We start from the raw sequence: 11,908 nt of genomic DNA on the forward strand, positions 1-11,908 counted from the left end.
CGCGTTCCCCGTGTCGACCAAGCCTCCACAGCCGCGCGTGCAATCGGACGCGCAAAGGTCGCTGTAGTACTTTGAATTGCTGCATGATTTTCTCCTTAAATCGATTCCGATTTTAGGAATCATGCAGTAGCCGGTTCCGTTGTCCCCGGGACCGGCGCTTCTTTTTCGGAGGAGCCGGCCGGGCCGGTCCTCACCCAAGAAGCATTTCACCGAAAATTAACCATCTTCGTCGACCGTCGAAGGCGACATCCGGCCCGATCACTTCCTTGTCCCCGAGACCGGATCAAGCGCACAACAACAAGCCACCGCGACGGACGATCCTGCATGAATGCGCCATCCAGTGGCCCCGAACCGGAACTTTCGCCACTCCTCTCGCCACGCCTCCTCTACAAGGTTACCGCGGTTGTCGCCCTGCTGGCGGCTCTGACCACGATCGTCTCGCTTTCCGGACACCGGCTTGGAGAAAAGCTCGCGCTCGCTGGACACACCTCCAGTCAAGAGATCTACGACATCTTCATCGGACAGGATCACTTGCGGCTACCGGCCAACATGATCCGCTTCGAAAGCCAGCGCGGGACCAGCATTGCCGAGCGCATCGACCTTTACCTGACCTGGCCGGCGCTCGAAGGCTATGGCGAGAATACCCGGAACCTGTTTGATGACATCAATCGACCGGAAAACCTGATCTTTCTGCAACTCTCGCAGAGTACGATGTCGCAAGACATGTCAGGACGACTGGAGCCTATCTATCGCCATGTCCTGAGCAATGAGGTGCTGCCCGGCCCCGCCGGGTTGGTTCGGCACGACGCCAAGTCCAACACAAGCTACGCTGGTGAAGTTTTCTTCACCGCGGACCGTGCCGGGCGACCGCCTTACGTCCTGCGCTGCACCCTGCCCGCGGATGCCGAAGCATCGACGAGCGCCGACTGCCAGCGCGACGTGCACGTCGGCAAGGATCTCACCGCTCTCTACCGTTTTTCGAGCAAGCTGCTGCCGCAATGGCGATTGATCGACGATTCCGTGGAAACCTTTGTCCGCAGCCGGCTGGCGCCCTGATTTTGTCCAAGAGTCGTGGTGCAGGCGAAGTGCCGACCCGCTTGGGTCGACCGGTGCCGTTCCCGAACAAGCGGCCCGCCCCAGGAAACCAATCATTCATCATAAACCGATTGGTAACGCTATCCCGATACTGTCGCAGGAACGATCGTTCCGACGACGCGTCCGGACGGCATCCATGAAATGAGAATAAAGAGCAGCGTAGTGTCTCGATCCGTTTTTTTTGATATCGCGAAACGCCCGTTTGGGGCCTTTTCAAAAATCGCAGGACGGATTGTCCTCGCCGGCGCCATTGCCGTATTGGCCCTCGCCGCACCGGCAAACGCCAATCCGAAATACGCCGGCATCGTCGTCGATGCGAAGACCGGCAAGGTGCTTTACGGCGAGGATGCAGACGAGTTGCGCTATCCGGCCTCTCTCACCAAGATGATGACGCTGTATCTGGCGTTCGAAGCGCTGGAAGCCGGACGGATCAGCAAGTCCACGCCGGTTCCGTTCTCCAAGAACGCTTCGGCAGAACCTCCGTCGAAGCTGGGTGTGCGAGCCGGCAAGTCGATCACCGTCGAGCAGGCGATCCTTTCGCTCGTGACGCGCTCTGCCAACGACGCCGCCACGGCGCTGGGCGAACTCCTGGGCGGTTCCGAACAGCGTTTTGCCCGGATGATGACCAACAAGGCACGCGCGCTCGGCATGACGCACACGACCTATCGCAATGCCAACGGCCTGCCGAACCCGGAGCAGAAGACGACCGCCCGTGACCAGGCGCGGCTCGGCATCGCGCTGCGGCAGCACTTTCCCCAATATTATGACTATTTCTCTACGCGGAGCTTCCGTTTCGGTAAGCAGACGATCGGCAACCATAACCGGCTGCTTGGCAATGTCCGCGGTGTCGACGGCATCAAAACCGGTTACACCCGCGCCTCGGGTTTCAACCTGGTGACCTCGGCACAGCTTGACGGACGCAGCATTGTCGCCGTCGTGCTGGGCGGAACGTCCGGTGGTTCCCGCGACGCCCAGATGCGTAAGCTCGTCGCCAAATACATGCCGGCCGCTTCGCGGCGTGGAGGCGGCAACCTGATCGCCCAAACGCCGACCGCCGAACCGCCCGTCGCCGCCGTCGCGCAGGCTGAAGTGAAGCCTGCGGCAGCGCCCGTCGCCGTCGCTTCCGCTGCCATGGATCTGCCCAACACCGGCCCGGTTCCGGATTTCCGCTACAGCGGCGAAAGCTCGAGCCGCATGGAAATGGCCTACGCGGCAACGAAGCCGGCGTCCGACAATCCCGTGCTTACGGGCAAGATCGCGCCGAACACACTTGAAGCCCAGAGCGCCAAGCTCGCCGCGCAGCCGGCGGCCGAGGATGTCGATACACAGATCACCAACTCGGTTGCCGCCAAGGTTGAGGCCCAGCCGGAAGAACAGGCCCAACCGCAGGGCTGGGTCATCCAGATTGGTGCGACGCCCGACAAGGCGCAGGCGATGACGCTTCTCGGCAACGCCAAGGAGAAGGGCGGCAAGACATTACGCAATGCGACACCGTTTACCGTCGCCTTCTCGAACGGCGGTGGCCAAGTCTACCGCGCACGTTTCGGCGGCTTCGACGACCAGGACAAGGCCGTCAATGCATGCAAAGTATTGAAGAAGAAGGGTTTCTCTTGCTGGGCGAGCCAGCAGTGACAAACACGACTTTCTGACGGCCGGGTGCGTTTTGCCCGGCCGTCTTCCTCGGATTTGTACAGCGTAACGAGGTTGGTCATGGCAGTGAACGAAAATGTTCCCGGTGTTACCGTGATGCCGGGAAAGAGAACGAGATCCACGCGCATCGGTCTGCATCCCTTGCATGAGGCCGCCATGCGCATCGCCGACATCGGCTTGAACCGCTCGAAAGCGAAGACGCGTGATCTCGTCGGCATGCTTTTGACGCATGGCGCGCGCGCCTGGCGCTCGACCCAGCCCCGCGCCGGCATCCACCTGCATGTGACTGCGCCCGGCCGTCGCTATCCGCTCCGATTGCGCATCCACTGATTTCCAGGAATTGTCCGGGGGCCGTCCCCCGCAATTTCGGGCGGGGAAAACCGCTACACACTCTTCCCGGATTGCTTACAGAAGGCCGAGTTCCGCCAGTTCGCGCCGCAGTTCCAGCGGCATATCCGCCTCGCCGGAGGAAAGCGAAGCGAGATCGCGCGGCGCCTCCTTGTCCTGCAGATAGCGCCATCCCTGGAAAGCACGGCGTGGCTGGAGTTCGGTTTCGACCACTTCCGGTCCGAGGATGAGATTGCAGCGGCCGATGCCCTCGCTGTCGGTGAAGGTTTCGATACCAATCAAAGACTGCCGCGCCTGCACATGCCCCTTGATCACCCAATAGAGTGAACCGCCGGCAAGGAGTTCCTCGGTACGTTTCGGAACCATCCGGGTCGTATGGAACGAGTGGGGCTCCTGCCCGGCCGCGATCGCAGCGAGCGCCTTGCGCGACACCCACTCACGCAAGTCCTCGACCGATTCTGCGCCGACGCAGAGCTTTATGAGATGCAACGCCATGAGAGACCTTGAACACCTGTCCGCCGGCCGCGGTCAAGCGTGTTGAACCTGTTCGTCCACAAGAGCCCCTCAGCCGACCTCATGATCCTATAGCAGGATTGGGGCAGAAAACTGCGTGGATCGCGCCGACGGCTCCCGCCGAAAGTGTCAGCACTCGACGACGTTCACCGCGAGCCCGCCAGTGGAGGTTTCCTTGTATTTCTCATTCATGTCTACGCCGGTCTGCCGCATGGTCTCGATGCAGGCGTCGAGCGGTACGAAGTGCTTGCCATCGCCCTTGAGGGCGAGCGAGGCCGCGGTAACCGCCTTGACGGCGCCAAGGGCGTTGCGCTCGATGCACGGCACCTGCACGAGCCCGGCGACAGGATCGCAGGTCATGCCAAGGTGGTGTTCGAGCGCGATCTCAGCGGCGTTCTCGATCTGCTCTGGCGTGCCTCCCATCACGGCGGCAAGGCCTGCAGCCGCCATCGCCGAGGCCGAGCCGACCTCGCCTTGACAGCCGACCTCCGCGCCGGAGATCGAAGCATTGTGCTTTATGATGCCGCCAACGGCTGCGGCGGTCAGCAGGTAATCGCGAATGCCCTCCTGGTCGGCATCGTCATGGAAATGCATGTAATAGCGGATGGTCGCCGGGACGACGCCGGCGGCGCCATTCGTCGGCGAGGTGACAACCCGGCCGCCGGCCGCATTCTCCTCGTTGACCGCCATCGCGTAGACGCTCAACCAATCGTTTGCGAGCAGCGGGTTGGTCTTGTTGGATCGCCACTCCTCCTGAAGCTTGTCGTGAATCGAACGCGCACGCCGGCGAACCTTCAGTCCGCCCGGCATGATGCCGTCCTGGCTCAAGCCCCGGTCGATACAGCTCTTCATCGCTTCCCAGATGCGGTCGAGGCCGGCGTCGAGCTCTTCCCTCGACATCGTACACTCCTCGTTTGCCCTCTTCATCTGGGCAATGGTGAGCCCCGAACGAGCGGCCATCTCGAGCATCTGCTGCGCCGTCGCGAAAGGATAAGGCACCTTTACGCCCGCGGGCTTGTTCTTGGCGGCGCGCATCGCCTCAAGCTCCGTGTCGGTCACGACGAAGCCGCCGCCGATCGAATAATAGATCCGCTTCAATAGTAGCCGTCCGTCGCGATCGAGGGCCGAGAAGGACATGCCGTTGGCATGGCCGGGCAAAGGCACTTTCTTGTCAAAGACGAGGTCCGTTTCCGGCTGGAACGCGTAGGGCGGATGTCCGGCGGGCGTAATGCGGCCCGTGCGTTCCACCTCGTCGATGATTGCATCCATGCTGTCGGGATCGACGAGATCCGGACGCTCGCCCATCAGTCCGAGGATAACCGCACGACCCGTGCCGTGGCCGATGCCCGTGTGCGCAAGCGAACCGTGCAGGCTGACCTTGATGGCGGCGACGCTCGCATGTGTCGGTCGCGGCCAGTCATCGGAAAGGATGAGGTCGAGGAACCTGTTTGCCGCCGACATCGGTCCCATCGTGTGCGAACTCGAAGGACCGATACCGATCTTGAAAACGTCAAAGACGGAAAGAAACATAAACTGCCTGCCCCGGAGCACGGAAACGTTGCAACGCCAACGCCCGCTTGGCTCCCCTTTAGGCGCCAGCGGTGTCGGTTTTCCTAAATATATAGGATCAAACCATAAGCCATCCCATCCCCATCGATCAGGCGATCAACCGACATCGGATTCTGTTCGTGCGACATGATGCGAAAGCGAGTTGTGAGAAATGGCCGCCATCGAATCAAAACGACGCGGTCTTGGGAAACCGCGTCGCCCTGATGGTATGCTTCGATCTCAAAGGCCGCCGAAAAGATGGGCCAGGACCAGAACGCCTGCGAAACCAGCCACGGCGCGAACAGTCACGCCCCAGCACGACTTCTGTATTGTATTGTCCATGATGTCTCCGAGTACCCAGCGGTCGGCGGGCACAGCATTCGCTGCCCGCGCATGCGCCATGCATACTGAAGAATGTGTTAAGCCGCAACTTCGAAATATGGCAAAATCGTGTCAAGGCGACAGCGGGCTCGCGCCGATCTTGCATTTTCAAACAGCCATGCCAAAAACGCCTGCATGACCCTCGAAGATTACATCGCACTCGGCATCTTTGTCCTGCTTTGGGGCGCCTTCAACTGGGCGACCGACGGCCGGCGCAATTTCAAGCGTGTCAGCCTGACCCGGCTGATGAACGAAAACCGCCGGCGATGGATTCGCAATTCGCTTAACCGCGACCTGAAGATGATCGACACGCAGATCATCGCCGGGCTGCAGGCCGGCACCGCCTTTTTTGCCTCGACCACGATCTTCGCGCTCGGCGGCTGTTTCGCGCTGCTCGGAGCGACCGACCAGGTGCAGATGATCTTCAACGACCTTCCGCAGGTTTTTCGGGGCGGACGGACAGGCTTCGAGCTGAAGGTCGGCGGCCTCACCTGCCTCTTCGGCTACTCCTTCTTCAAATTCGGCTGGTCCTATCGCCTTTTCAACTACTGCTCCATCCTGATGGGCGGCATACCGATGACGGCGGACATGATGCGCGACCGGCAGGCCGCCGAGCAGGCCGCCGAGCGCGCAATCCGCATGAACATTCTGGCGGCCAAGCATTTCAATGCGGGATTGAGAGCGATCTTCCTGTCGATCGGTTATCTCGGCTGGTTCATCAGCCCCTATGTTTTCATCGTTCTCACCAGCTTCGTCATCTTCGTGCTGATCCGGCGGCAGTTCTTTTCCGAGGCGAGAGAAGCTCTCGTCGAGGATGCTCTCAAGCACTAAAGCGCGTCGCGTTCAAACCTATTCACGCAACGCGCTTTATCTTTTTGTTTTCATGCATGTCGTTACCCCAAAACCGCTGCGCACTTTTGGGCGACATGCACTAAGATCTGCGCCAAGGAAACACGCGCTGCTCCTCATTCGAAGAACATCCACGCGTGGCCGGCGCAAGCCAGACATGCGAACGTATCGCGAAAACAGGATGGCAACAGCCGATGTCCGAAAACACAGCAACTACGATTACCGAGACGCGACGCGCGTCACCTGACATCGAAAAGCGTCGTCGGATCGCCCTTCTGGACGCGCTCAGGGGCTTGGCGCTGGTCGCCATGGCGATCTATCACTTCGTCTGGGATCTCGAATTCTTCGGCTATGTGGCGGTGGGCACTGCGGGGACGGGCGGCTGGCGGCTTTTCGCCCGGCTCATAGCGAGCAGTTTCCTGTTTCTGGCTGGCTACAGCCTCGTGCTCGGCCAGCGGCCGAATTTTCGCCCGCGCGCCTTCGCCTGCCGCTTCGTGAAGATCGCCGGCGCAGCCCTGCTGATCAGCGTCGCGACTTGGTTCGTCTTCCCGGATTCTTTTGTCTTCTTCGGCATCCTTCATTCGATCGCGGCGGCAAGCCTTGTCGGCCTCCTGTTCCTACCACTACCCGCGATCGTCTCCTTTGTTGCCGCCGCGGCTGCCTTCGCCGCGCCGCTCTACCTGCGCTCGGCCATCTTCGATACGCCCCTGCTCTGGTGGGTTGGACTTTCCCAGACGCTTCCCCGTTCGAACGACTACGTGCCTCTCCTTCCCTGGCTTGCCCCCTTCCTGGTCGGGCTCGGAACGGCAAAGCTGCTTCACCCACTGCTCGTCAGCCGGGGAGCGTCCACGGAGAGCCGCAGCAAGCTGTGGATCAAGCCGCTCGCCTTCGGCGGTCGTCACAGTCTGGCCATATACCTCGTACACCAACCGCTGCTCATCGGCCTCGTCTATCTCTTTGCCCAGATCGCACCCGCCGCGGCGCCAGACCCGGAACAAGCTTACCGCGCAAACTGCGTGGCGGCTTGCAACCGCGCAGATCCCGCCGCGCCGTGCGAAGCCTTCTGCGGCTGCACGCTCGACCGGCTGAAAGAACAAAGCCTTTTCGAGGACTTAAACATGGGCAAGATCGACGTGAACACGGATGAGCGCATTGCGCGAACCGCCCGTCAGTGCACAATCGACGTGCAATCAGGGGACTAGGACATGAATGCCTATCGTGCCAAGCCGCTGAATTTCCCTTGGCCCGTCGTGCTCTATGGCACGGCCGTTCTGACTGCACTGATTTTCAACCGTTTGTTCCCGATTCCCGTAGCGAACGGACACGGCTGGTTTGCGTGGCTCGCCGGATGCGCACTGATCCTTGCGGCGATCTCCATCGACCTGTGGGCCGTCAAGACGCTGCTCGACCGGCACACCGCGATCCTGCCGACCCGTTGCGCCACCTGCCTCGTTACCTGCGGCCCTTTTCGCTTCACCCGCAATCCGATTTATCTCGGCTACACGCTGCTGATGATCGGCACTGGACTGATAACGGCCAACCCGTGGCTCTTCATCGCGGCGATGGCGGCTGTCGCGTTGACGACCGCCTTTGTCATCCGCAATGAAGAGAGACATCTGCTGTCGCGCTCCGGCTTCGAATTCGAGCGCTATTGCCGTCGCACCACGCGGTGGATCTAACGCGGAAAGCGAAAAGGTGGCGCCTACAGCGCCGTGCGTCTAATCAGACGCGCAAAGGTCGCTGCAACACGTGGAATTGGCGCATATTTCCTTAAATCGGCTACGATTTAAGGAAACATGCAGTAGCCACCCTTTGAACCCTTTCGAACGCCTTAAGTGCCGACGCCGATCTCCGCAAGACGCGTCAAGCAGGCCTCCTCGACGTTGTCGAGCTCGGCGAGCGTGTCATCGATATCCTTGCGTTTCTGCCGCAATTCCTCGCGCTTTTCCTCGACGCGAGTCATCAGAAGCTGCAGCTGGCCCATCTCGCCCGGCGGATCCTTGTAGACCTGTATGATCTCGCGAATTTCGGCAATGGTGAAGCCGATGCGCCGGCCGCGCAGGATTTCCTTGATGAGATGACGGTCAGCCTGCCGAAACAGTCGCGTGCGGCCGCGACGCTCCGGATGAATAAGACCTTCATCCTCGTAGAAGCGGAGCGTTCTGGTCGAGATGCCGAATTCCCGTGTTAGCTCAGTGATGCTATAGTATTTATTCACGCCGCTGTCCCATCAAATTCCGAGGCATCACTATCGTTGACTTTGACGTAAAAGTCAAACAACGCGCACAGCTCTCACGTGACGTGGAACCACCAGGTGGCGATACCGAGAAAGCTGAAGAAGCCGGTTATGTCAGTAACCGCAGTGACGAAGACGGCAGAGGAAACGGCCGGATCGGCACCGGACTTTTCCAGGAGAAGCGGAATCATGATGCCGGCGAGCGCTGCGGCCATCATGTTGATCAGCATTGCCGTGGCGATAATGCCGCCGATGTTGGGATCCTGAAACCACAGGCCTGCCACGAGGCCGATGAACGTGCCGAAAATCATGCCGTTCAGCAGCCCTACCCCGGCTTCGCGGCGGATGATCCGCGGCGCATTGTGAATGTCAAGGCCGCGGGTCGCGAGCGCACGGACGGTCACGGTCATGGTCTGCGAACCCGCATTGCCGCCCATGCCGGCCACGATCGGCATCAGGATGGCCAAGGCTACAATCTGCTGGATGGTCGCGTCAAAAAGGCCGATCACCGAGGCGGCTATGCAGGCCGTTATAGAGTTGATGAAGAGCCATGGCACCCGCGAGCGCGAGGCTTCGGCAACGGAGTCCGACAATTCCTCGTCGCCGACGCCGCTCAGGCGCAGCAGATCCTCCTCCGCCTCTTCCTGGATCACATCGACCACATCGTCGATGGTCAGCACGCCCACGAGACGGCCATTGTCGTCGACGACGGCGGCCGACAAGAGGTCGTACTGTTCGAAGAGCTGAGCCGCTTCTTCCTGGTCCATCTCGGCGGGAACGGCATGGCTCGTGTCGCGCATGATGGCATCGACTTTGATCGACCGCTTGGTGCGGAGCACACGGTCGAGATCGACGGTTCCGAGAAGTTTGAACGTTGGATCGATGACGAAGATCTGCGTGAAACTGTCGGGAAGATCCTCGTCCTCGCGCATGTAGTCGATCGTCTGGCCGACGGTCCAGAACGGCGGCACCGCGACGAATTCCGTCTGCATGCGCCGGCCGGCGGTGCTTTCCGGATAGTCGAGCGAGCGACGCAGACGCACGCGTTCGGTGAAGGGCAGCTTGGCGAGGATCTCTTCCTGATCCTCCTGATCCAGGTCCTCCAGAATGTAGACCGCATCGTCGGAGTCCATCTCTCCGATCGCCTCGGCGATCTGCTCGTTGGGCAGATGTTCGACGATGTCGAGACGGATGGCCTCGTCGACCTCGGTCAGCGCGGCAAGATCGAACTCCTTGCCGAGCAGCGAGACGAGCGCCAGCCGTTGTTCCGGCTGGATAGCCTCGAGAAGATCGCCGAGTTCGGAGGCGTGAAGGCCGGCAACGTGCTGGCGCAGATAGATCGTGTCGCGATCGGCAATCGCGGCGCCGACATGCATCAGGAAGTCGGAGCGCACTGAGCCGTCGTCGGCATAGATATCCGAACCGTCATAAGCGGTGGTTTCTTCCGAACGGTCGTCGTCGCCGATATTGCTCATGGAGCCGCCCTCGAAAAACTAAGCCGCCCGAATCAAATGGGTCGAAGATCCCGAAAGGCGAGCGTGCCATTCCAAACGACCGCCGTGCCCTCGAGAGAAAACGGCGTCTTGCCTTGCTACAGCGCCCCCCGCATTCCTCCCCGCAGGGACACTGTAACACTTTGAATTGCTGCGTGATTTTATCCTCGGATCGATTCCGACCCCGGAACTCATGCAGTAGCGCAAAGCTCCCGCAAGGTCCACTGGGCAGAGGGTGCGAATAAAGAACCGGCGAAAGTTTTGCGCAAGCTGTTGCAAACGCATATGAAAGCCGTAGATCAAGGAGCCGCAAGGGCAGATGCCTGCCGAGACAAGGGGCCAGGTATGGCTATTCTCCCCATCGTACGCTTTCCGCACCCGGCGCTCACCACCGCGGCCGAAACGATCGAACATTTCGACGACGATCTTCGGCAACTCGCTACCGACCTTCTTGACACGATGCACGCTGCCCCCGGGATCGGCATTACCGCGAATCATGTAGGCGTTCTGCGACGGCTGACAGTGATCGAGTTGGATCGGACAAGCGGCTCGCGGGTGTTCGCCAATCCGGAGATTATCTGGCAATCCGATAACCTGATGCGGCATGCGGAAGGCAGCGTCTCGATGCCGGGTATTTCAGAGGAAGTCGAACGACCGTGCGCGGTGCGCGTGCAGTATCAATCGCTATCCGGTGAGACGTTGGAGGAATATGCGGAGGGACTGATGGCGATCTGCCTGCAGCACGAGATCGACCAGCTTTCCGGGATTTTCTGGACGCAACGCCTTTCCCGGCTAAAACGCGAACGCGCCGTCAAACGGTTCGAAAAAATGACCAGTAGCGAGCGGTGAACCCAGTCCAACCAGCTGAAACAATGTTTCAGTTGGGATCACCGACAATATGATTCATCAAAATACAATTCATCAAAGGATACAAAATGAAAGCCTTGCGCCTGATACCTGTGTTTGCGTTTGCTCTGGCCGGATGTACGACGGCCTCACCTGATCTCGAGCCCCTCCCCGGCAGCTTCACCTACGGCGAGAAGGCGGCGGAGCGCAGAACACAAGCAGCGCCCGGAACAATGATACAGCACCGTTTCCTGCATCAGGGGACCATGGTTTTCGAAACATACGAGGTCCAGCCGGACCATTCCTACAAGCTCGTTCGCCGCAGCGTCCAGGACAGCTGGGCGCCCTGACGCCCGCCATTCTACTGCATGATTTAGGGATAAAAACATGCAGCAATTCAAGGTGCTGCAGCGTCCTAAGCGCGTCTGATAAGACGCGCGGCGCTGTAGGACGAATCTGCCACGACGTCGCCCACGCCCGGAACATTGTGATTGCCGCCTCGTTCTCCATTGGTAGAGATCAATGGAGATTATCTGATGGCCAAGTACCTCGATGAACGCGGCGATCCGGTCTCGAAAACGCATGACGCGGACAGGGAAGAATTCTCGGCCCGGGAAACCAGGCCGGGCGGCCTCGGCCTCCGTGTTCTGGCCGTACTCACAGGCGGACTGTTTCTTGCCTTGCTTGCCTGGGGCGCCGTCGAACTCTGGGGTGAAATGAACGACAGCGATCAGGCAACGCAAACTGAGCAAACTCAGCCTGCTCCCTCGTCCGAACAGACCGGCAGCGTCGGCAACCAAACACCCGCACCCGCCGATGGCCAACAGCCCTCCCCGACCGACAGGGATCCTACCGCCCCGTCGGGAACTGGCGGACCGTCGCAGCAAACCTCGCCTGACGGCACGGAGAAATAGCGGTCCATCCGGCCCGATGGCGCCGGCATAAACCT

Annotated in this window: 13 protein-coding genes; 9 read left to right on the plus strand and 4 right to left on the minus strand. The window is 60.4% G+C overall.

Translation table 11 applies throughout. The features are described from left to right. Positions 1 to 324: 324 nt before the first annotated feature. From PZN02_RS18515 to PZN02_RS18525, 3 genes are all read left to right on the plus strand, one after another. Positions 325 to 1,056, plus strand: coding sequence for a hypothetical protein (locus PZN02_RS18515; protein ID WP_280659380.1), 732 nt, complete (start codon positions 325 to 327; stop codon positions 1,054 to 1,056). Between the two features lie 180 nt (positions 1,057 to 1,236). Then, positions 1,237 to 2,727, plus strand: coding sequence for a D-alanyl-D-alanine carboxypeptidase (locus PZN02_RS18520; RefSeq protein WP_280659381.1), 1,491 nt, complete (start codon positions 1,237 to 1,239; stop codon positions 2,725 to 2,727). Between the two features lie 78 nt (positions 2,728 to 2,805). Continuing rightward, positions 2,806 to 3,075, plus strand: coding sequence for a hypothetical protein (locus PZN02_RS18525; RefSeq protein ID WP_280659382.1), 270 nt, complete (start codon positions 2,806 to 2,808; stop codon positions 3,073 to 3,075). 75 nt (positions 3,076 to 3,150) lie between these two features. Here the strand turns inward: PZN02_RS18525 and PZN02_RS18530 are convergent, their stop codons facing one another. Both PZN02_RS18530 and PZN02_RS18535 read right to left on the minus strand, forming a co-directional pair. Beyond that, a complete protein-coding gene (locus PZN02_RS18530) occupies positions 3,151 to 3,588 on the minus strand; it encodes a DUF1489 family protein (protein WP_280659383.1) in 438 nt (145 codons plus the stop codon). A gap of 147 nt (positions 3,589 to 3,735) precedes the next feature. Next, positions 3,736 to 5,136, minus strand: a complete 1,401-nt coding sequence (locus tag PZN02_RS18535) for an L-serine ammonia-lyase (protein ID WP_280659384.1) — start codon at positions 5,134 to 5,136, stop codon at positions 3,736 to 3,738. Positions 5,137 to 5,670: 534 nt separating this feature from the next. On the opposite strand from PZN02_RS18535, the gene PZN02_RS18540 reads away from it, so the two are divergent. The 3 genes from PZN02_RS18540 (at position 5,671) to PZN02_RS18550 (ending at position 8,063) form a co-directional block, all read left to right on the plus strand. After that, positions 5,671 to 6,366: a DUF599 domain-containing protein gene (locus PZN02_RS18540; protein ID WP_280659385.1), complete on the plus strand. Its 696-nt coding sequence runs from the start codon at positions 5,671 to 5,673 to the stop codon at positions 6,364 to 6,366. 212 nt (positions 6,367 to 6,578) lie between these two features. Continuing rightward, on the plus strand, positions 6,579 to 7,586 hold the full coding sequence (locus PZN02_RS18545) for a heparan-alpha-glucosaminide N-acetyltransferase (RefSeq protein ID WP_280659386.1): 1,008 nt from the start codon (positions 6,579 to 6,581) through the stop codon (positions 7,584 to 7,586). Between the two features lie 3 nt (positions 7,587 to 7,589). Beyond that, the gene (locus tag PZN02_RS18550; RefSeq protein WP_280659387.1) at positions 7,590 to 8,063 is read left to right on the plus strand and encodes a methyltransferase family protein; all 474 of its coding nucleotides are present in this window, start codon (positions 7,590 to 7,592) and stop codon (positions 8,061 to 8,063) included. Positions 8,064 to 8,215: 152 nt separating this feature from the next. Here the strand turns inward: PZN02_RS18550 and PZN02_RS18555 are convergent, their stop codons facing one another. Next, positions 8,216 to 8,602 carry a MerR family transcriptional regulator gene (locus PZN02_RS18555; RefSeq protein ID WP_280659388.1) on the minus strand — a complete coding sequence of 129 codons (387 nt, stop codon included), beginning with the start codon at positions 8,600 to 8,602 and terminating at the stop codon, positions 8,216 to 8,218. A 74-nt stretch (positions 8,603 to 8,676) separates the two neighbouring features. Further along, a complete protein-coding gene (gene mgtE / locus PZN02_RS18560; RefSeq protein WP_280659389.1) occupies positions 8,677 to 10,095 on the minus strand; it encodes a magnesium transporter in 1,419 nt (472 codons plus the stop codon). 363 nt (positions 10,096 to 10,458) lie between these two features. Between mgtE and PZN02_RS18565 the strand changes: the two genes are divergently transcribed. The 3 genes from PZN02_RS18565 to PZN02_RS18575 all read left to right on the plus strand — a co-directional run bounded on the left by PZN02_RS18565 (position 10,459) and on the right by PZN02_RS18575 (position 11,873). Next, positions 10,459 to 10,962 (plus strand): peptide deformylase, encoded by a 504-nt coding sequence (locus PZN02_RS18565; protein ID WP_280661547.1) that lies wholly within the window; start codon positions 10,459 to 10,461, stop codon positions 10,960 to 10,962. 86 nt (positions 10,963 to 11,048) lie between these two features. Beyond that, on the plus strand, positions 11,049 to 11,309 hold the full coding sequence (locus PZN02_RS18570; protein ID WP_280659390.1) for a hypothetical protein: 261 nt from the start codon (positions 11,049 to 11,051) through the stop codon (positions 11,307 to 11,309). A 186-nt stretch (positions 11,310 to 11,495) separates the two neighbouring features. After that, the gene (locus PZN02_RS18575) at positions 11,496 to 11,873 is read left to right on the plus strand and encodes a hypothetical protein (RefSeq protein WP_280659391.1); all 378 of its coding nucleotides are present in this window, start codon (positions 11,496 to 11,498) and stop codon (positions 11,871 to 11,873) included. Positions 11,874 to 11,908 lie beyond the last annotated feature (35 nt).

Origin of the sequence: Sinorhizobium garamanticum (genome assembly GCF_029892065.1) — a bacterium.
Taxonomy (GTDB): domain Bacteria; phylum Pseudomonadota; class Alphaproteobacteria; order Rhizobiales; family Rhizobiaceae; genus Sinorhizobium; species Sinorhizobium garamanticum.

Excerpts from the sequence above, each read along its gene's own strand:
- PZN02_RS18515 (WP_280659380.1), top strand. The coding sequence starts at position 325 with ATGAATGCGCCATCCAGTGGCCCCGAACCGGAACTTTCGCCACTCCTC.
- PZN02_RS18520 (WP_280659381.1), top strand. The coding sequence starts at position 1,237 with ATGAGAATAAAGAGCAGCGTAGTGTCTCGATCCGTTTTTTTTGATATC.
- PZN02_RS18525 (WP_280659382.1), top strand. The coding sequence starts at position 2,806 with ATGGCAGTGAACGAAAATGTTCCCGGTGTTACCGTGATGCCGGGAAAG.
- PZN02_RS18530 (WP_280659383.1), bottom strand. The coding sequence starts at position 3,588 with ATGGCGTTGCATCTCATAAAGCTCTGCGTCGGCGCAGAATCGGTCGAG.
- PZN02_RS18535 (WP_280659384.1), bottom strand. The coding sequence starts at position 5,136 with ATGTTTCTTTCCGTCTTTGACGTTTTCAAGATCGGTATCGGTCCTTCG.
- PZN02_RS18540 (WP_280659385.1), top strand. The coding sequence starts at position 5,671 with ATGACCCTCGAAGATTACATCGCACTCGGCATCTTTGTCCTGCTTTGG.
- PZN02_RS18545 (WP_280659386.1), top strand. The coding sequence starts at position 6,579 with ATGTCCGAAAACACAGCAACTACGATTACCGAGACGCGACGCGCGTCA.
- PZN02_RS18550 (WP_280659387.1), top strand. The coding sequence starts at position 7,590 with ATGAATGCCTATCGTGCCAAGCCGCTGAATTTCCCTTGGCCCGTCGTG.
- mgtE (WP_280659389.1), bottom strand. The coding sequence starts at position 10,095 with ATGAGCAATATCGGCGACGACGACCGTTCGGAAGAAACCACCGCTTAT.
- PZN02_RS18565 (WP_280661547.1), top strand. The coding sequence starts at position 10,459 with ATGGCTATTCTCCCCATCGTACGCTTTCCGCACCCGGCGCTCACCACC.
- PZN02_RS18570 (WP_280659390.1), top strand. The coding sequence starts at position 11,049 with ATGAAAGCCTTGCGCCTGATACCTGTGTTTGCGTTTGCTCTGGCCGGA.
- PZN02_RS18575 (WP_280659391.1), top strand. The coding sequence starts at position 11,496 with ATGGCCAAGTACCTCGATGAACGCGGCGATCCGGTCTCGAAAACGCAT.